We start from the raw sequence: 20,808 nt of genomic DNA, 5'->3' as shown, positions 1-20,808 counted from the left end.
TAGCTATAATAGAAATATATTACAATTATGCAACTGCATCATGAAACTTAATTATTTATTATTATAATAAAGGGAGTGGAAAAGAATTTGGAAATAAAAACTGTATCAATTATTGGATTAGGAGCATTGGGAATATTATTTGGGCATCATTTATCTAAGAAACTGGCTAAGGAAGATTTAAGAATCATTGCAGATAAAAATAGAATAACAAAATATGAAAATAACTATTTATATTGCAACGATGAACGCTGCAATTTCAATTATGTTACACCAGAAGATATATGCACTCCGGCAGACCTGGTTATTTTTGCAGTAAAATTTAATAACTTAAAGGAATCTATTGAAGCTGTAAAGAATCATATAGGAGATAAAACTATTATTTTATCTTTACTTAATGGGATTACAAGTGAAGAATTAATCGGACAAACTTATGGTATGGAAAAAATGCTATATTCAGTGGCACAGGGCATGGATGCAGTTAAGGTTGGGAATAAATTAACTTATGATCACATGGGAATGATATGCTTTGGAGAACGTAAACCTGGCATTCTGACTGAAAAGGTAACGGTTGTTGCAGATTTTTTTAAGGGCACGGAAGTACCTTTTGAGGCTGAAACTGATATGTATAAAAGGCTGTGGGGTAAGTTCATGTTAAACGTTGGTGTAAATCAAACCGTTGCAATATATGAAAGCAACTATGGTGAAATTCAAATTGAAGGCGAAGCAAGAGATACTATGATTTCAGCCATGCGAGAGGTTATCTCTTTGTCTGAGGAGGAAGGAATTAATTTGACGGAGGAAGATCTGGATTATTGGCTGAAGGTATTAGACAAATTAAGTCCAAATGGAAAACCATCAATGCGACAAGACCTAGAAGCAAAACGCTATAGTGAGGTAGATCTATTTGCAGGGACGGTATTGGAATTAGGTAAAAAGTATGACGTTCCAACACCTGTAAATAAAAAACTCTACGAAAGAATTAAATATTTAGAAAGTATGTACTAAACTTTCCAAATTATTATTGTACCTTAGCAGCTGATAATATTATGCTTATTGCTCTATGAAGTAAAACTTAAATCAGATGGGGTTTTGTCTACGACCTAGGCCTTTCATCGTTAAATTCCATTTAGCCTTTTGACCCCACCTGATTTTACACCTATTAAAGCTATATCTCTAAAAGAGTTTTTGCTGAAGTCACCGTATCATTTTAACTATCATATAATATTTTTATTAGAATACTATACAGGAGTGGATTAAATGAGCAGACTTAACCCTGAAAAACTTTCAGTGGAATTTAGAGATGGTGTTACTACTACAGACCCTATTATTCCTAGGCGCTATACACTTACTCATTCTGATATAACTGCAGAACTTTTTTTAACTATAGGCTTAACATATGCTTATGATAAAACTAATGCCATGAGAGATGAAGTTCTTGGTGAATGGTTTAAGGCTATGAATCGATACTTCTATTATGTATATTTACATGTGGATGGTCCAGGAGCAATAGCTATACGAAATTACATTTTCAGACGTGAACTGCCCCTTGCCTTAGAAGCCATCAGATATGGTGATAGAGAATTTTTTAGTGCACACCCTGAATTAAATTATGCTCCTATAATAGTTTACTTTATATCAACAAATTCTGAATTTAATAGAGTAGAAAATTGGGGCACTTTTTCTGACTATGACATTGAAGGTCCTAATCTAAGCTAAACTGGAGTGTTTCCCCTAAAATAAATTTATAGATTTTACATTTTTACATTAACATTTCATTGTATAGCCTATATTTAGTTTCTATTAGCATTTTGTAAAATAATAACTAACTGGATATTAGTTGATTATTCTAATATTTTTGGTAATTAAGTTAAAAATTTAAATAAAATCACAATAGTTAACATCAACTTAACATTACTTTGCTATATTAGTTATATAAACGGTTTCAAATATTCATTGTTATTTTTACAACTAAAATGTTTATTAACAAAATCTAAGTTACTACAAGGGGAGATGTTATTATGATAATTAGTTCTGAAGAAAATTTTTTAAAGAAAATTAAGGTGTTTGATAAAATTATGATTGAAACTATCAAATCTAATAATAGCGTATTTGAATTTGAAGATAAGCAATATACAATTTCTTCAAATGGTGTATTTGTACAAACTTTAATTAATGATAGGATATTATATCGTATTTTTATTGATGAAGGGAAAAATGATACTTCTGCACATTATAACCTACTGAAATGTTTAAAGAACTAATATTTCTTTTAACTTTTTTCAGCAGCTATTGTTTAAATTTAATCAAAAATTAAGAAAGAGATGCCATTATATAGCCTTTCTGCATAATGGCATCTCTTTTATTATTTCATATATTTCATTCCAATTAAAAACTCTAATTATATTTTTATTTAAGGGTTTCCTATTATAATTAGTATCTATAAGCAATACCTTAAAGCCATTTTCTGATAACTGCAGGGCATTTGAATAACAATCTTCTATAAATATATCACATTTAAGCTCTTTAGCTGTATTTACCTTATAATGTGTTCCTAAAACAAAAACATCATCATAAGGAATATTATTGTTATTTAAGTACGAGTAAGTAAGTATTTTTAAATCTTTATCTCTAGCTGTAACAAAATATATATTGTTTGTCTTTATTAACTCTGCTATTATTTCTCTAGCATTTTCTCTCAACCTTACTTCGTCATTATGCATTTCAAATTTACTTTTATTATAAAAGTTATAATACTCTTCCCTAGTTATTCCCATAACTTTATCAATTTCATACTCTGTTACTTTATCAATGGTTACATTTTTATTAAAATATTTATTTGCAATATTTAACCAAAAATATGGATCTGTAATTGTTCCGTCAATATCAATACATATATTGAGATTTTTCATTTTTAACACCAACCTTTAATTTTATTTTTTACTAACTTTACTTTGTTCTATAATAGAATTAATTATAGCAGTTTCAGAGTTTCTTGCTATTTGGTCAGGAGTTTGTTCTAAATTAATAAAGGTAATAAATCTGCTATAAATATTATTTCGCTGTTCTAAGTTGTAATTAGAATTATAAGCTGCATTAGCAATTGTAGTTGTAAATAAAATTGTCATCAAAATCATATTAATAATTAAATATCTTTGTTTGCTATAATCAAACATTTCCATTCACCTTTCCTCTTCTAAAATTTTAAGAATAATACACTTTTAAACCAGTCTGAACTTTACTGTAATTTAGATTATATAAAAAACTAAGAAAGAAGATAGTGTTCCTAAAATTGCGCCTGCAAATACATCAGAAGGATAATGTACTCCTAAATAAATTCTGGATATACCAATAAGAGAAGCTAATGGCATTAATAGAAAGATTACATCGGGATAGAACAATGAAATCATAACGGCAATGCTGAAAGCTGCTGTTGTGTGCCCTGAAGGAAAGGAATATTTATCTATTCCAATCTTTTTTATATTGAGGTCATTTACTATTAAAAATGGTCTGATTCTGTTTACAGCCCTTTTAAATATTTGAGCAACAACGGTACTTAACATTAGTGAAACTGTGCACTTTACTCCAAGTAAACGAATAAAAGGATTTGGATTTAATTCAGTAAATAGACAAAATGTAATTAATGAGAAGTTAGATGCTAAATAAGTAGCTAGCGTCATAATAATATCTAAAGATTTACACTTTAGTGACGTGTTGATTCTCTTAAGTAGAAATGTATCGCCATGCCGTATATAATTTAATATATTCATACGTCATCCTCCCCCTTTAACTACATTTTATATGTTTATCTTTAAGAACATTTTAAAGTATTGTTAATTTAACTTTAATTAAAAAAGAAAATACGTTGGGTCAAAAATCTCTATCTTTCCTACCAACGTATCAAACATTTTGTTATCCTAAGAATTATGAAACACTTTCTTTTCCTACAAGCTTATTTACATATTCAGAATTAGTAAAAAACACTCCTGCTAATACCGCAGTAAGTGGAGCTACCAAAACAAGACCAAAGCTACCAACTATAGTGTGCAGTATTTCAGCGGAAACATATGACATGTTTAAAATATTCATTATTGGAGTACCTTGAGCCATAAATACCATAAGCATTGCAGTATATCCACCAGAATAGGCAAGTAGCAACGTAGTTGTCATAGTACCAACTACAGCCTTAGCAACTGAAAAACCACTTTTTATGGCTTCTTTTCTTGTTATATCTGGTTTATTTATCACAACCTCGTACACCGCTGTAGAAATATCCATTGTAACATCCATCAGTGCACCAGATGAAGCTATAAAAATTCCGGAAATAAATATTTTAGTTAGATCAAGATAGGCATAGCCTGAATAAAGTAAAGTTTCAGAAAAAGAAACTACTGCCCCATGAATTTTAAAAGCGTTTCCGAAGATTAAAGCAAATATGCAGGTAATTAGAATCCCTGAAATAGAACCCAAAAATGAAACTAAAGCCTTTTTATTAATGCCAGCAACCAAGAAAGTTGTAACACCTATTAATACAGAAACAACTATAAGTGAAACAAAAATAGGATTCCAACCTTTGAGGAAAAAAGGTATTAGTACCTTCCATATCATAAGTACTGTGAAAATAAAGGAAAAAACTGATTTTACACCTGTCCAGCCTGCAAAAACTACTAATAGTACTATAAATACAATAAATAAAATTAGTTCAATGTTAAGTCTATAGTGATCTATAATATTTACAGCAGTAACCCTATTACCTATATGGTCTATTACAACAAAAGCTTTATCTTTAGCACTAAACATTTTATCAAGTTCAAGCTGACCTCTTAGATTGTTTGGTGAAGTAAATTCCTTCCCCTTAAACTCTCCATTCAATATTCTCAATTTAACAGCTTGAACCCCAGTCTTTACGATACCTCTTTGTTCTAATTGAGAATTATCAACAGAGATTACCTCAGCTTTTGCCCTTAGACTATTATTATTTTTACGTTCAAAATCCGTTGGAATGAAAAAAAGTATGAGTATTATCATTAATAATATTATAATAAAAATATTCTCCCTTTTTCGTACGATTTTCAGCATATATAAACCTTCCTCAAACTTATTATATTATGTTTATAGGATTTCTGATTGGAAAGTTAGCTTATACGGAGAGATATACTACCAAATCTAAAAGCACATTTAAATATTTTTAATCAGTCTTAGTGAAGGATTTTTGAAAAATTTAGAACCTTAGATTGTTTGAGCATAGCGAGTTATCAAAGGTTCTTAATTTTTCACAAATCCTGAACTTTAGACTGATTAGAAATATTTAACGTGCTGAAGATTGGTAGTATGTCTCGCAGGATAAGTTAACTTTCAGTCTAGAAACCCTATTTATGATACTCCCATTATTGAAGTTAGCTTTTCAAATAAATCTGTGTTGTCATAATATCCTTCAAACATTTCTTCACCTATGCCTTTTGCAAATACTGGAACAGGTATACCAGTGTGAGAATAAGTAGTAAAACCTATACCAGCTTTGTGATCCATTATATGTGTTAAAGCCATAGTTAATGGGTCATAGCCTCCATATAATAATTTTGACTGTTCATCTGCTGCTCTATCTTTTTTATCAAGCATACTTTGTTTTAAGGCTGCCATCAAATCCTCTAAGTCTTTTGGACTAAGTGCCATGGCTATTTTTTCTTCCGCTTCCTTAGCACCAGCATTTTTCTCATCAGAAGCTATTTTGTATAATTCATTATACTTTGCTGTATCCATAGCCTCTAGTCCATACTGTTCTTTAATTAGAGGGAGCAAATCTTCAAGTTTAGCGTTATCAGGTGTATGTCCAGCTTTTTTATATTCTTCTACTTTCTTAGTAAACTCATCATAGGATATGTTTTGATTTGCTATCCTTTTAAAGAAGGTGCTATAACCTGTTCCTGCAAAACCTATTGTAAATCCACCAGTTTCATGGTCAGCAGTAGTAACTATTAGAGTGTCATCTGGATGTTTGTTGTAAAAATCTATTGCTTCCTTCACAGCTCCATCAAAATCTATAGTTTCATGAATGGATGAAGCGGCATCATTAGCGTGACCAGCCCAGTCAACCTTTCCGCCTTCCACCATCATAAAGAATCCTTTTTCATTCTCTAAAAGATCTATACCCTTTTTAGTAAAATCTGCAAGGGTAATAGTTTCCTTATCTTTATTTATAGCAAAAGGCAGTGCTTTATCAGCATCAAGTTTTGGACTTACAGCAAAAACCTTTCCTGATTTACTATCAAGTTTTTCAAAGGAAGCCTTGTCCTTTACTACTTTATATCCATTTTTCTCTGCTTCAGCATATGCATCAGGTTTATCTTTATCTTTTCCCGTTGGCTGTTTTAGACCGCCACCAGCAAAATAGTCAAAATTACTTTTGCTAAGCTCCAGTGATATATCATAATAATTGTTTCTTGATTCATTATGTGCATAAAATACCGCTGGTGTTGCATGATCAATAGAAACAGAAGAAACTACTCCAACCTTCATTCCTTTTTTCTTTGCCAATTCCGCCATAGAAGTATATTTCTCCTTTTTTGCTGGATCCATATTTATAACACCGTCATTAGTCTTATGTCCTGTAGCTATTGCCGTTCCTGCAGAGGCTGAATCTGTTATAAATGTATCTGCAGCATAAGTAGTAGCCATCCCCTGTGAAGGGAACTGTGTAAAATTAAGCTTTTGAATGCTAGGACTTTTGTTATCCTTTTGATTTGCTAAATAAATTTCCGCAGAGTTTATTTGCGGCAGCGCCATTCCATCCCCTATAAATAGGAAAACATATTTAGGATTCTTCTTTCCTTCGAAGGTATTTACTTGAATTGTTTTGCTTGCAACTTTATAAGTTTCACATCCTGTAAAAAATAAAGATGTTGACATAATTAATGCCAATGCTCCTAGTAACCATTTTCTTCTTTTTACCATTATATAACCCCCATAAAAATAAATATTGAAGTAAGTATTACATTATTTACTTTAACAGCTATTTTTTATCAGATAGTTACGGAAATGTTAAATAATGTTATACTAGTGTTAAATATAGGTATTCTAATACACAAAAAAACCCTCAGTGTAGTTAATTACATTGGGGGTCTTTTCAATATATTATTAATTTTAATACAATATTGGTAAACAGTGATAATTACTACTATTCAGCGTAGATATCTTCTCTAATCAATTATTTTATTAATAATTTTCTCTATTTCTTCTTCTGTTGCTATTCTTAAATCAATTGTTCTTTCAATACTATTCACTATATCTTGTTCTGGAACTCTAGTAGCACTAGATAACTTTCTAACGAGTTTAACCAGCTTTTCACTCATATTAACACCTCATATTTATTAGTGATTTTGTTTGTATTTGTCTTAAGTTTGTCTGAAATATCCACACCGTTTCTTTATACGCAGTGATCTGTCTGCAACATAGTTATCTAAATCTTTTTTCCCTTTTTTCTTAGCTTGTTGGTATCGAAGTGCAAGTAATTTGAATTGTTCTAAACTCAATGGAACTTCCAATATTATCACCTCAAATTTACTATAACATTTCAATTATCATTTTAGGTTATAACAATATTAACTCTTTGTAAAAAAATTCACAGATATCTCCATCGATGGTAGACTAAAGTATATAGTTCACTAAAAACTGCTTATAACATAATTACCCTTTTAAGTTTAAACTCATCAACCATATTTATACTTTAAACACAGAAACCATTTCCAACAGCTTTTCTGCACTAACTTTTGATTGTGATGCCTGTTTTATTACATTATCACTTAACTCAACTATACCTGTTGTTTTTTCAGCAATATTTGTTGTTCCCTGTGCACCTTCATTAGTTGACTGTGCCACTTCTTCCACTGATTTTACAATATTATATATAGATGCAAGCAATTCTCCTGAGGTTTCACTAAAATCATTAACTAATTCTTGAACTATAAAAGCATCTTTGCTATACTGTTCACCTGTATGTACTAGCTTTTCATAATCAGGAACAACTTGATTTTCAATAAATTCAAGAACATCTTTTGAACTATCCTTAAGACTATCAACGGATTCAATTACAATTTTTGTTATGTTTTGAATTTCAATAACTCTATTTTTAATTAATCATTTTTCCAATGTCATCCTCAGACTTAGAATATTTTTCATCAATCTCTTTACTAAGGTCTCCTTGCGCTAATAAATCCAACTGTGTTTCAGCATATTTGAGTCCTCTAGTCATATGGCTAACTATTAATACTATTGCGACAATCACAACAACTAATGCAATAATTGCAAGTAATATAATTTGTTTTAGTTGGGTATAAAAGTCCTTAAGAATATTTTCTACTGGAATATCACTACAAAAAGTCCAATTCATATCCGTTCCATTAATATTTACTGGATGTGCTGCTCTTAAAACACCTTTACCTGTTGAAAGGGATTTACCAAACATTTCAACTTCCTTGCCCATAGATGTTTGACTAATAATGTCAGCCCAATCTTGACTTTGCTTTTTGGCATCAGTCATAATCAATTTATCATTAGCTCCATTTGCAACGTATATTCCATTTTTTGATAGCAGTTGTACAAAACCACCCTTAGGTTTTATTTTCTCAACGATTTTCTGAAAGGTTTCAAGTTTATAATCTATAGAAATAACTCCCATAAAGTTTTTATTTTCATCCAAAATAGGTACAACCAATGATGCCATAGCAACATCCTTACCATTCACTTTATATACAGTTGGTTCTGTTATAAATGTATGTTTAGTTTTTTTCGGTTCATTATACCAAGTCATATCTGTTTGGGAATTATATGCCGGTTCTATATGAAAAGAGTTATCGTTTCTTATTACATAAGGAATAAATAGTCCATTCTCACCATATTCAGCTTCCCCAGTATAAAAAGAATCCTTACCATCAAAAGCATTTGGTTCAAAGGCTACTGTTATCCCATAAATGTTAGGATACATATTCAATACGTCTTTTTGCATTTCAATAATAATATTCCTATCTTTAACATCCGCACTGATTTGATTGCTTATTCCATTATTTAGTGTATTAGCTATAGTCTCAAGCGTTATAAAATGCCCATTAATCTCAGCTGCATATGATCTGGATACCTCCTTTGCGAGAGTCTCTGCTTGAAATATACTACTGTTATATAGCCTTACTAGCACTACAGAAAAGGTTCCTACAAATGTTAGTATCAATAATATTCCAGTTATTATACTAATTTTGGCCTTTACACTTAGTTTTCTTAGCATAAATGTCATCTCTCCTTAATTTTTCATCATTTTTATACATTCTAAAATCCTGAGTCATTATATTCACGCTTTTTAATATATACTTTAATAAAATAAAAGACTATAACTACTGTCACCTCCTTATTTTATACATTATATCTATTAATCCTTTATTTTTATTTAAGAATTAGTTATCTCCAAATAAAGCCTTAATTTTACTAATATACTTCTTTGATATCTTTCTTTCATTATATTTTAAAGGTTTAATCATATTTAAAAATATATCCACGTCTTTTTGCAATACTTTTATAAAGAATGAGCCGTCATCTTTTTCAGCTTCTAATAAGATAGGTTCTATATAGCTATTTTTAATTTTAGATTTTAATATTGATAAAGACCTCATACTTCCACCTGTAAAGTATGCATAATTTATGTAATAGGGATTATTGTCATTAGGGAATAATACATCATATAATTTCTTTTCTTCTTCGCTCATAACAACTCTTCCTCTCTTTTTTAATTACTTTAAATAGTTCAAGAAAATATCTTCATTATAAATATCTATATAATTGAGTATATTAACTGAGATATGTTTTCAAGGGATGCTTGCTTCTCAACTGCCCCTATATCAAATGCTACCTTCGGCATACCATATACCACACATGATTTTGCATCCTGACCTATTGTTTTTGCACCTTTTTTTCTCATGGAAAGAAGCCCTTTAGCACCGTCATAACCCATGCCTGTCAAAATGACGCCTATTGATTCACTGCCAACTTCCTTTGCTACAGATTCAAAGAGTAAATCTACTGAGGGACAGTGACCATTTACCCGTTCTCCAGAAAAACATTCAACTTTACATTTATCTCCTATTTTTTTAATCTTCATATGTCTATCTCCAGGTGCTATTAGTACACTTCCCATTTCAACTATGTCTCCGGTCTGCGCTTCCTTTACTTTCAGGGAAGTTGAATCATTTAGCCTTTCTGCAAACATACGTGAAAATACAGGAGGAATATGCTGAACTATAACAATGCCTGGAGTGCTTCTCGGAAGATATTTTAATACATTGTATATAGCCTCTGTTCCTCCTGTCGAGGCTCCAATTGCAATTATTTTATTGCTTACTTTACTATTTTTATGATCTATGATCCCTTTTGCTATATTATTTACTTCCGTATTGGACACTTTAGCCATTGAAGCTATTTTAATTTTGAGTATGAGCTCCTTTATAAATGTCTCTACACTTTTAACAGACTTAACATCAGGCTTTGTAACAAAATCAACTGCTCCTGCCTTCATAGCTTCAAACACCGATTCACTTATTGTACTAACAACAACTACAGGCAGTGGATATTGTGGTATAAGTCTTCGTATAAACTCTATACCGTTCATTTTAGGCATTTCCACATCACATGTCATAACGTCAGGCTGAAACTCCAGTATCTTATCTCTTGCGTCAAAGGGATCAACAGCTTTTGCTACCACTTCTATGTATGGATCAGAGGAAATCCCCATTGATAACACTTCTCTGAATACGATACTATCATCAACTACTAACACTCTTATCTTTTTCCCCATCTGCACAGTATCACCTCGATTATTCTTTCCTGTATACAGCAGGCATAATATATTTGTATCTTGTTTCTTCTCTATTTAAGGATTCCGAATGACCGATAAATAAATATCCTCCAGACTCGGTAATGTCATAGAACTTGTTAACCAATTCTGTCTTTGTTTTAGCGTCAAAATAAATCATTACGTTTCTGCAGAATATCACATGAAACTTCCGTTTAAATGGGAATACTTCATCCATAAGGTTAAATTTTCTATATATAATTTCATTCCTTATCTTATCCACCAGTACACTATTTTCATCATCATATTTCTTAAAATAATTAAGTTTCCAAGTGGATGGAAGTGCAGCTATCTCTTCATTGCTGTATATTCCTCTTACTGCAGTATCAAGCACTTTACTGGAAATATCGGTAGCTAAAACTTTAGCATCCCAATATATTTTCTCTTTACCGAAGAATTCATCTATAATCATGGCAAGAGTGTAGGGTTCTTCCCCTGTAGAACAACCTGCGCTCCATATTCTTAAATCTTTCATATTTTTCATATTTTTTATATATGGAAGCACTTTGTCCCGGAAATAATAAAAATGGTCAGCTTCCCTCATAAAGAAGGTATGGTTGGTAGTAATCTTATTAATCAGGGTAACTACCGAATTTCCGGTTTTATCTGATATAATATAATTATAATATTCGGAGAAACTATTGAAATTGTTCTGTATAAGTACATTATGAAGTCTCCCCTCTATAAGAGTCTGTTTTTCTTCTTTCAAATGAATGCCGTAATTAGTTTTTATGTAGTCTGAGAGTTTTTTGAATTCTTTTTTTGTAATTGTAACCATGTATCTTACCTGCCTTTTGAGAATGGGAGAGTTTTTCAGATCGTCCCCCTTTTTAAATTGTACTAATACTTTCCAAATTCTTTATCAGTCAATGCAATTTGTGACCTTGTAACTGCCACTTCTTCGTATGCATCATTGGTTGAACTTGATTTACTATTCTTCTTTTCAGCCATACTTTCCAACATTTTAAGTACCCCTGGATTTACCTCCTCAAAACTGTTTATAAAAGAAGTTCCTTTTTTAAGTTTAAACTTACCAACCATATTTCTCAATATTTCTGCCTGGCTAGATAGCTCTTCACTTGCTGCTGCACCTTCTTCAGAGGTTGTAGAGTTAGCTTGAACAACCTGCGATACTTGTGTAATACCCTGGTTAACCTGTGCAATTCCTGAGGCCTGTTCACTAGAAGCAACTGCAATTTCACCAACAAGTGTAGTGGCTTTTGAAATAGCTTCAACAATACCGTTTAAGGCCTCTGCTGTTTCATTAGCAATTTTTGTACCATCTTCTACCTTCTTAATTGATCCTTCTATAAGCACTGTTGTCTCTTTTGCAGCGTTGGCACTTCTTGCAGCAAGATTTCTCACTTCTTCTGCAACTACTGCAAAGCCCTTACCATGCTGCCCGGCTCTTGCAGCTTCAACAGCGGCATTTAATGCAAGTATATTGGTTTGGAATGCGATTTCATCAATAACTTTAATAATTTTTGATATATTACCTGAAGCCTCATTAATATCATCCATAGCCTCTAGCATCTCATTCATTTGTTCATCACCACGAACTGCGTCATCTTTAGCTGTCAATGCAAGTTTATTAGCTTCATTTGCATTTTCAGCATTTTGTGTTGTCTGCGCCGCAATTTCCTCTATAGAGGCAGTAAGTCTTCAATAGAACTTGCCTGCTCCGTAGATCCCCGTGATAACGCTTGGCTTGAATGTGAAACCTCACTTGCACCGGAAGCTACCTGCTGTGCTGCATTATTAATATCATTCAACACTTCATTAAATGACTTAAGTGTAGAGTTAATATCCTCTTTCATTCTAGCATATTCTCCCTTATATTCTCCCTCCATACTTACTGTAAGGTTGCCTTCAGCCATTTCCTTCAATACAGTTGAGGCTTCACTTATAGGCTTAACAACTGCATCAATGGTCTTATTGAAGCCTTCAATAATTTCTTTGTATCCACCTCGGAATTTGTTTGAATTACCTCTAACACTTAAATGTCCATTAATGGAGGCATTTGCTACAACACCAACTTCATTTATAAGTCTCCTAATTTCCTCCAACATATTAATCATAGAAGGCATTATTTCATCATTTTCAGATCTTTTTTCTATCTTTTTAAGTTCCTCCAATCTGCTTGTATCACCCTTACCAACACGAACCATAGCATCTTGTATACTTAATAACCTTGTATTTACCATGTTAATGGAATCAGCTAACTCCTTAAGCATTCCATTATATTGTCCTGTCATTGTCAAGGTAAGATCATTTACTGACATCTTACCTAATACTTCTTTAGCCTCATCCAATGGGGCAATGACGGTATCAAGAGTATTATTTATCCCCTGAACAATTTCTTTATAAATTCCCTTAAAATTTTGTACATTTCCACGGATATGAAGCTTTCCTTCAACTCCAGCTTTTGTAATCATATTTATTTCAAAAACTAAATCCTTTATAATACTAGTCACTGAAGTCAAATGTGTCATTAAATCACCGATTTCATCTTCTGTAAGTACCTTATTATCAATGTTAATACCACCTTCAGCAATTCTGTGTACTATTTCAACCACTTTATTAATTGGATTACTTATAATTTTAGATATAAAAATTCCAAGAGCGATGACTGTAACTATACCAACAAGTATTATAATAATCATGTTTGTTATAGCCATATTAGCTGCAGCATTATAGTTATCTGCACTTTGTTGTGCATGACTTAACTGGAATTGAAGGTTGCTTATGTTTATAACACCAATGAATCCTACTACACCTGCAATAAACGCTGCAAGAATAAATCCAGTTAATATTTTTGTAGAAATTTTCAAATTATAAAACCATTTCAAAATAGAACACCTCCACAATATTCAGTTTCATCTAAATTCAATTTACTTATAATACCTCATTTAAATTTTCAAGTTCATCTTCTTCAATCAATTCTTCACAATCCAGAATAAGTTTTACGTCACTTCCCACCTTACCTATTCCTTTTATATATCTATTTTGCAGACCTTTATTTACTACAGGTGGTGGAACAATATCCTGTTCTGGGATCGACATGACTTCTGAAATGCTGTCCACAATAAGACCAATTGATATATCCTTAATATCAACTACTATTACACAAGTCCTGTCATTGTATTTTTTTAATTCTTTTTTAAAACGCAGTCTCACATCCATTACTGGAACTATTTTACCTCTTAAATTGATAATTCCTCTTACATACTCTGGAAGCTCAGGAACCTGAGTTATAGGCTGTATGCCAATAATTTCTGTCACATATCTAATCTCTATACCGTAATCATCTTCTCCTAATGAGAATGTCAAGAACTTGCCTTTCTGTGTGTCCTCTTGGAACTCTAAAGTTTCCTCCATTATTTCATATCCTTTCTTTTCCTTAATAATTAATTAAATCTGAGATATCTAGTATCAAACTGATCCCTCCATCACCTAGTAAAGTACAACCGGCTAGCCCTCTTATTTTTTTAAAGTTTCTAAAATAGTTAGGCAATGCCTTTACAACTACTTGGTTTTCACCTAAAAGTTCATCAGCAAATATGCAAATACTTTTACCTTCGTTTTCAACCATTAATATTATTCCATCAGGAATATTGACTATTTCTGTTTCTACACTATGTAATTCATGCAGCCTTAAAATAGGGTGGCACTGCCCTCTAATTAAAATCATTTCGTTACCATCAGTATCTCTAATAATATCATTTGCTTTAGCTTTAAATGATTCTTTAATATTTATAATTGGCACCGTATATCTAGATTGACCAACTCTAATGGTCATGCCATTTATTATAGCTAGAGTAAGCGGAATTTTTAGAGTTATTACGGTTCCTTCACCAGGTGTGCTGTCCACTGAAATAACTCCTCCAATAGTGCCTATGTTTTTAGTAACAACATCCATGCCAACACCCCTGCCTGAAAATTCCGTTATTTTCTCCTTTGTTGAGAAGCCTGGCAAGAATATATACGAATATATTTCCTTATCCGTAAGTTTATTTTCCGGTCTGTTGACAAGTCCATTCTCTCCTGCTCTTTGAAGTATTTTTTCTTTATTCAGCCCCCTACCATTATCTTTAATAATTATTAATACATCTCCACCTGCATTTTTTCCCTCTAAAGTCACCGTTCCAACCTTAGACTTTCCTACTGATCTTCGCTCTTCAGCAGATTCTATTCCATGATCAATTGAGTTTCTAATAATATGCATTAGTGGGTCGGATATATGGTCTATAATATTTTTATCAACCTCGGTTTCTTCTCCCATTATCTTCAATTCAACTTCTTTATCTAGTTTTTTACACATATCACGGACTATTCTATTCATTTTTTGGAATGTGGTAGACAATGGAACCATCCTTATGGACATAACTATATCCTGAAGTTCACTTGTGATTTTCTGAAGCTGTCTAGAAGCCTTCTGGAAATTGTCCAAAGTTACTCCATCTAAATCTGGATTCTCAATTACCATTGCCTCTGAAATAACTAATTCACCAATGAGATCCATAAGCTTGTCTAATTTCCAAACGTTAACGCTAATAATATTCTGATGAGAAGAAATTTGATGTGTATCTTTTTCACTCCTATTTGATGTGGCTTGTTCAGTTTTTCCTGGGGAAGGTTCATCTAAAATTATTTGTTCTATTTGCTTAGATTGCTTAAACTCTTCATAAGCTTCTAATTGACTTAATTCCAAATCTCTTAGAAACACAGTCTGCATCAGAATTGAATGAATTTTATCAAAATTGTAATCTGATTTAAAGCATATTTTAAAACCTTCTTTTCTAATGATCTCAACATTATCACCACAATCAGAAATGTCATCTGGTAGATAATAAATTTCATTAGCTATGTCTTTTATAGTATTAATAACAGTAAATGCATGTATGTCCTCCATTTCACAGTCTTCCTCGAAATAAATCACTGCTTTATAGGCATTTTTTTTAGAGGAATCTAGCGTAGTCTTGCTTATATTATATTTGTGTTGGATATCTATTGCATCACATTGTAACTCATCCACTACAGTCTCTGGTAGCAGGTTATTTTGCTTTAATTCAGATAAAAAGCTTTTTATCTGGGTCATAAGCACAGAAGCATCACCCTCAGGCTTTTTCCCACTTATAATTTTATCTACTTCTATTTTGATAAAGTCAATTCCTTCTAAAACTATGTCTGTAAGTTTTAAGCAATCAATGTTTTTAGGTCTTTCTTCACGGATAAAATAAAACATGTCCTCCATAGCATGAGAAATTGATGATATGTTTTCAAAAAGCATCATTGCGGAAGACCCCTTTATAGTATGCATAATCCTAAAGATTTCATTGATTGCACTTTCAGTGTAGCAGCTTAATTTTTCGCTTTTTATTACAGTTTGTTCAAGCTGCTCAATAAGCTGCGTAGTTTCAAAGATGAACATATCAAGCATTGGTTCTTGGCTAAAAATTTCTGACAAATGGTCCACCTCTTTTTATGTATATTAATTCATTAAACAGCCAAAATTTTTGTTAATGTTTTTATTACATGTTCATTTTTAAAAGGCTTAACTATAAAGGATTTAGCACCTAGTACTATGGATTTTCGTACATTGGCTTCTTGACCTACTGCTGAAATCATAATTACCTTAGATTTTGGATCTATGTTCTTTATTTCTTTTAAAGCCTCTATCCCATCCATTTCAGGCATGGTAATATCCATAGTTACAAGATCTGGTTTTAACTCCTTATACTTTTCTATACCTACTGCCCCATTTTCAGCTTCTCCAATCACTTCAAATCCATTTTTCTCAAGAATTGTTTTTAAAGTTAATCTCATAAAAGCTGCATCATCAACTATAAGTACCTTTTTCATTAATATTCCACCTCTTCTAACTTAATTTAAATCAAAAATGGTAGGAAGTATAGACGCTGCCCACCATTAATAAACTTAGTTTAACAAATTAAATTATTAAACTAGAAAAATACTTGGCAACCTGACTATCATGACAAAAAAATTTGCTTTAGACTCATGGCTTTGCGTCTCCACCTTTCAGTGGATTTGCTATTTACAACTACTAACTATTAAGTTTTAATCATTTACCTAAACAACTAACTATTAATTTACGGATAGTCCATAAATTAATAAATGTGATGCTATAGAGTATAATCATGTTTATATTGTATAACACCACATTTATCAAACCAAGTTAATTAATGTTAAACTTATGTAATCTACGTTAACTTTATACTTAAGCGTGAAATAACTTATCACCTAGTGTAATTAGAAAAAAGATTGAAAATAAGCGGCTAATAACTGTCAATGTGATTAGTTATTAACCGCTTACCTCAATAAAATACTTTTCCTTACTTCTTTCAATATTTTTGAATATAGAAAGAATCATCCACCAGTAGGTGGTTTTCTCAGATAAAAAAGCTCAAAAAAACCGCCAAAAGGCAGATTTACTCAATTCAGTATAAAACTTCCTTGCAATAAGAAGCTTTATAGGAATTCTATATAATTTTTTTATTACTAATATAATAGAAATCATTGTTATGATCTATCCTAATATACTCAGGTATCCTATTATTAAATAATGTTAAATATTTAAATCCTGCTTGTTTTGCACTTTCTATAGCTATGTCTAAACCTTTAGATACATCCTGAGCATAATGTGCATCTGAGCCTATAGTTAACACATCTCCACCAAGTTCACGATAAAGCTTTAATACATCTATTCCTGGCATTGTTTCTTTTGGTGCTTGTCTTAATTCGGATGTATTAATTTCAATGCCCTTACCCTTTGAAATAAGAATTTTAAAAACTTCCTTCATCAATTCCTGCTGAGTCATCAAGGTTACTCTTGTTCTATACTGATCTATACTATATCTCTTAATTAAATCAATATAACCCACTCAATCAAAATCAGCCTGGCTTACAAGTTTCTTTACTTGATTAAGATAAATCTCACAAACCTCTTCTAAACATACTCTACTATAATTAATTTCACTAAAATCAGTACCTTCAGGAAGCTTGTGAGCAGAACCAATTACATAATCATAAGGTATTGATTTAACTACTGATTGGCTTTAGTCTAAAAACAAATGAGGTTGACTCAATTCCACTCCTATTTTTCGGTTCAAAATGATCTGTTATAGCAATTTCCTTTAATCCTTTTTCTACTGCACTTTTACACACTTCAAGAATAGTATTTTTGCCATCAATTGAATAGGTAGTATGAATGTGATAATCATATAAATAATTCATTTTTGACCTCCTTCATTTGGATATCCTACTCTTCATTTATATAATAACTGTAATATATTGAATTCCTGTTATATGATTGTAAATTACATATTAAAATTCACTATTGTTACGCCAACAGGTTATGAACTTTTAGCTTATATAGATATTTAGTATATCTCACTTCTTTCAAAAAATAAAATAAGCACTAGTATCTGTACTAATGCTTATTTTCTATATAATTAAAAGGGTAAACCATTATATATTCTTTTACTTTGAATATCTATTTGCTATACATGATGCAGCATATGAAGCCTTGATATCTAATCAAGAACATTTTACTGATACCGGCATTCCATATACTTTAGAAAACAAATCAGATTTTTTCTTCAACTTTTTCAATACATATTGGGAACCTTGGCCTGAAATTTTAATTTTAAAAGTTTCATTTTTCACTTTAATTCCTTCTAAAGAAACATTAAGATTATGTGTGTGATCTAAAGCATCTGCCATTCTTAATAAAGCTATTAATTTTAGTAATTTAACCTTTAATTCATTTGAGCAAAGTTCTATGGATTTATCAATAGACTTTCCATGACTACTTGCTGCTGCTGCAAGAAGAACGCGAGTTTCAGCAGGAAGCTTATTTAAGATAGGTTCTTTTAATATAATATACTTTGTATGCTTATGGTGCTTCTCCTTATGGATAAAATATCCTATATCGTGGAGCAGTGCACTATACTTTAAAAAATCTCTATCCTCCGTTGAAAATTTGTAATCTTGGTTTATAAAATCAAACAACTCAACAGCATAAGATGCTACCTTTTTTTCATGGAGTAAAATATTATGAACATTATATTTTTCTATAATTTTAAGCACTTCATTTTCACTTAAATAGCTGTGGACATTTAACATATCTTTCTCCTTTTATAATAAATTATTCATATTATATGAAACCATCAGGAGAAATATGTAAGACTCCATACAAGTTAATTCCATTTTAAGCTAGGAAGCACTTGATTGAATAATTAACTTTTTACCAAAGATTTTTTCAAAGGACGCAGCACAATCTAGAGCCTGACTTATTTCTAAAATAGGGTCTGTTTTAGATTTAACACTTATAATTACAGTATCTGATTCTATAACACAGGATATACTACTTATATTACTATTTACACCACTGTCTAAGTTCTCACAAATTCGTACTAGTATTGCCAGCTTTTCAATAACTTCTATATCCTTTTCATTTATTATTCTTTCGTATTTCTCTAAATCTACTTTAAAATCATTTTTTCTATGAAGAGCTGCTACGTATGCGGCCATTAGCTGTTCCTTATGTAATAAGCCATTAATTTTAGAATTTGCAATTATATAAAAAGAATGAGCATGATGATCATAATAGCTTACACGTATTCCACAATCATGAAGAAGAGTAGCTGTTTTTAAAATCTTATAGTAATCTTTATCTATATTTAATATTGACTTAAGATCATTGTATAAACACTCAGTAAGTTTCCATACTTGATGAGCATGATGTAGATTCATCTCATGGTTTAATATATGATTATTTATTGAAAAACCTAGAACATCCTCTAGTGGCAGATTGCTTTGCAAAATATATTCATAAATAATCCCTTCTCTAAGTCCACATCCACTTACATACAGTTCTTTTAAACCTAGAAACTCAAACAAAGTAACTACGGCACCAGCTGCACCTAAAAATATATCTGCCCTTTCCTTTGACAATCCTTTTATCTTTTTCCGTTCGCCCTGATCTTTTATCTTTGCCATATTATATATTTCTACTACTTCTTCTGCAGTAGTTTGATAATTATGGAGATTATGTATAGGATATCTATTCTTTTTTCGACTTATCTTTGCTATATTTCTGATTGTACCACCTATGCCAACTAAAGGAACATTTTTTACTTCTTTTAACCATGGTATCTCTTTATAAGAAGAAAGTATGTAGTCTTTTAAATCTTTCTCTGTTTCTTCATCCATAACTTTATGTAAGGAGAATTTTTCTGTCAAATTTATTGCACCAAAAGGTAGACTAATAGAAGCTTTCAAAGTCCTATCTTCAACCCAAATAAGTTCTGTACTACTACCACCAATGTCTATTAAAAGTGCGTTTAAAATATCCATACTATTTATATTGCCAAAGTAGTCGTAGTAAGCTTCTGATGTACCTGGCAATACTCGAATTTCTATATCTAATTCTGATTTAACCCTATTTATGAACTCTACTTGATTGGATGCCTTACGGACTGCTTCTGTTGCTACTGCTATAATTTCTGTTACACCTTGAGCTTCACATAAACATTTAAAAAATGATAATGTTTTTATAGCTTTTTCAATCCTTGAAGGATTTAATCCTCCATAAATAGTCATATCTTTTCCAAGACGTACAGTTTCCTTTACCTCATCTATTACACTAAAACTATCACTTTTATTAATCTGTACCAATACCAATCGTATTGAGTTTGACCCTATATCAATAATTGCTATTCGTTTCATTTTCTACTCCTTTCCTTTGTTATCCTAAAATACCTTAATTGCTTTTAAGTACATATCCACTTTCTATAATATTTCATAATAACAAACATAAAATATCAATAAACTTATCTTTAATTTTATTGAATGTTTAAGATATTTGCAACAATTTAGTTAAGCTAATACACCATAAT

General features: G+C 31.3%; 21 protein-coding genes, 2 pseudogenes and 1 riboswitch. Of the genes and pseudogenes, 3 read left to right on the top strand and 20 right to left on the bottom strand.

What is annotated here, in order from left to right; genetic code table 11:
- Positions 1-87: 87 nt before the first annotated feature.
- The 3 genes from CLMAG_RS19725 (at position 88) to CLMAG_RS19715 (ending at position 2,261) form a co-directional block, all read left to right on the top strand.
- Complete coding sequence (locus tag CLMAG_RS19725; RefSeq protein WP_066626582.1) at positions 88-1,005, top strand: ketopantoate reductase family protein; 918 nt, start codon at positions 88-90, stop codon at positions 1,003-1,005.
- Positions 1,006-1,257: 252 nt separating this feature from the next.
- On the top strand, positions 1,258-1,716 hold the full coding sequence (locus tag CLMAG_RS19720) for a staygreen family protein (RefSeq protein ID WP_066626580.1): 459 nt from the start codon (positions 1,258-1,260) through the stop codon (positions 1,714-1,716).
- 302 nt (positions 1,717-2,018) lie between these two features.
- Complete coding sequence (locus CLMAG_RS19715; protein WP_066626579.1) at positions 2,019-2,261, top strand: hypothetical protein; 243 nt, start codon at positions 2,019-2,021, stop codon at positions 2,259-2,261.
- 66 nt (positions 2,262-2,327) lie between these two features.
- On the opposite strand, the gene CLMAG_RS19710 is transcribed toward CLMAG_RS19715, so the two are convergent.
- The 20 genes and pseudogenes from CLMAG_RS19710 to CLMAG_RS19625 all read right to left on the bottom strand — a co-directional run bounded on the left by CLMAG_RS19710 (position 2,328) and on the right by CLMAG_RS19625 (position 20,638).
- A complete protein-coding gene (locus CLMAG_RS19710; protein WP_066626572.1) occupies positions 2,328-2,909 on the bottom strand; it encodes a 5' nucleotidase, NT5C type in 582 nt (193 codons plus the stop codon).
- Between the two features lie 21 nt (positions 2,910-2,930).
- A complete protein-coding gene (locus CLMAG_RS19705; protein WP_066626570.1) occupies positions 2,931-3,179 on the bottom strand; it encodes a hypothetical protein in 249 nt (82 codons plus the stop codon).
- A 66-nt stretch (positions 3,180-3,245) separates the two neighbouring features.
- Positions 3,246-3,767: a phosphatase PAP2 family protein gene (locus CLMAG_RS19700; protein WP_066626568.1), complete on the bottom strand. Its 522-nt coding sequence runs from the start codon at positions 3,765-3,767 to the stop codon at positions 3,246-3,248.
- Between the two features lie 154 nt (positions 3,768-3,921).
- Positions 3,922-5,076, bottom strand: coding sequence for a YibE/F family protein (locus CLMAG_RS19695; RefSeq protein WP_066626567.1), 1,155 nt, complete (start codon positions 5,074-5,076; stop codon positions 3,922-3,924).
- A gap of 294 nt (positions 5,077-5,370) precedes the next feature.
- Positions 5,371-6,948, bottom strand: coding sequence for an alkaline phosphatase (locus CLMAG_RS19690; protein WP_066626565.1), 1,578 nt, complete (start codon positions 6,946-6,948; stop codon positions 5,371-5,373).
- Between the two features lie 245 nt (positions 6,949-7,193).
- Positions 7,194-7,346 carry a hypothetical protein gene (locus CLMAG_RS32570; protein ID WP_161486999.1) on the bottom strand — a complete coding sequence of 51 codons (153 nt, stop codon included), beginning with the start codon at positions 7,344-7,346 and terminating at the stop codon, positions 7,194-7,196.
- 367 nt (positions 7,347-7,713) lie between these two features.
- Positions 7,714-7,914, bottom strand: coding sequence for a hypothetical protein (locus tag CLMAG_RS19685; protein ID WP_066626562.1), 201 nt, complete (start codon positions 7,912-7,914; stop codon positions 7,714-7,716).
- A 208-nt stretch (positions 7,915-8,122) separates the two neighbouring features.
- Positions 8,123-9,271: a cache domain-containing protein gene (locus CLMAG_RS19680; protein WP_066626560.1), complete on the bottom strand. Its 1,149-nt coding sequence runs from the start codon at positions 9,269-9,271 to the stop codon at positions 8,123-8,125.
- A 166-nt stretch (positions 9,272-9,437) separates the two neighbouring features.
- Entirely contained in the window at positions 9,438-9,746 is a 309-nt protein-coding gene (locus CLMAG_RS19675) for a hypothetical protein (protein WP_066626559.1), read from the bottom strand.
- Between the two features lie 65 nt (positions 9,747-9,811).
- A complete protein-coding gene (locus CLMAG_RS19670; protein ID WP_175562167.1) occupies positions 9,812-10,831 on the bottom strand; it encodes a protein-glutamate methylesterase/protein-glutamine glutaminase in 1,020 nt (339 codons plus the stop codon).
- A 19-nt stretch (positions 10,832-10,850) separates the two neighbouring features.
- Positions 10,851-11,666 carry a CheR family methyltransferase gene (locus CLMAG_RS19665; RefSeq protein ID WP_066626556.1) on the bottom strand — a complete coding sequence of 272 codons (816 nt, stop codon included), beginning with the start codon at positions 11,664-11,666 and terminating at the stop codon, positions 10,851-10,853.
- 62 nt (positions 11,667-11,728) lie between these two features.
- Positions 11,729-13,347 (bottom strand): annotated as a pseudogene (locus CLMAG_RS35080) (methyl-accepting chemotaxis protein); the annotation flags it as partial.
- 36 nt (positions 13,348-13,383) lie between these two features.
- Positions 13,384-13,551: pseudogene (locus CLMAG_RS35075) on the bottom strand (methyl-accepting chemotaxis protein); the annotation flags it as partial.
- Positions 13,552-13,783: 232 nt separating this feature from the next.
- Entirely contained in the window at positions 13,784-14,266 is a 483-nt protein-coding gene (locus CLMAG_RS19650; protein WP_066626553.1) for a chemotaxis protein CheW, read from the bottom strand.
- A 22-nt stretch (positions 14,267-14,288) separates the two neighbouring features.
- The gene (locus CLMAG_RS19645; RefSeq protein ID WP_066626551.1) at positions 14,289-16,355 is read right to left on the bottom strand and encodes a chemotaxis protein CheA; all 2,067 of its coding nucleotides are present in this window, start codon (positions 16,353-16,355) and stop codon (positions 14,289-14,291) included.
- Between the two features lie 32 nt (positions 16,356-16,387).
- Positions 16,388-16,750, bottom strand: a complete 363-nt coding sequence (locus CLMAG_RS19640) for a response regulator (RefSeq protein WP_066626549.1) — start codon at positions 16,748-16,750, stop codon at positions 16,388-16,390.
- Positions 16,751-16,862: 112 nt separating this feature from the next.
- Positions 16,863-16,951: riboswitch (cyclic di-GMP riboswitch) on the bottom strand.
- A gap of 437 nt (positions 16,952-17,388) precedes the next feature.
- A complete protein-coding gene (locus CLMAG_RS31005; RefSeq protein ID WP_139264136.1) occupies positions 17,389-17,790 on the bottom strand; it encodes a PHP domain-containing protein in 402 nt (133 codons plus the stop codon).
- A 157-nt stretch (positions 17,791-17,947) separates the two neighbouring features.
- A complete protein-coding gene (locus CLMAG_RS31000; protein WP_082832009.1) occupies positions 17,948-18,142 on the bottom strand; it encodes a PHP domain-containing protein in 195 nt (64 codons plus the stop codon).
- 303 nt (positions 18,143-18,445) lie between these two features.
- Positions 18,446-19,033, bottom strand: coding sequence for an HD domain-containing protein (locus CLMAG_RS19630; RefSeq protein WP_066626547.1), 588 nt, complete (start codon positions 19,031-19,033; stop codon positions 18,446-18,448).
- Between the two features lie 90 nt (positions 19,034-19,123).
- A complete protein-coding gene (locus CLMAG_RS19625; RefSeq protein ID WP_066626545.1) occupies positions 19,124-20,638 on the bottom strand; it encodes a Ppx/GppA phosphatase family protein in 1,515 nt (504 codons plus the stop codon).
- Positions 20,639-20,808 lie beyond the last annotated feature (170 nt).

It is taken from the genome of Clostridium magnum DSM 2767 (assembly GCF_001623875.1).
Lineage (GTDB): Bacteria > Bacillota > Clostridia > Clostridiales > Clostridiaceae > Clostridium_AM > Clostridium_AM magnum.
This window is presented reverse-complemented; position numbering and strand designations above follow the sequence as displayed.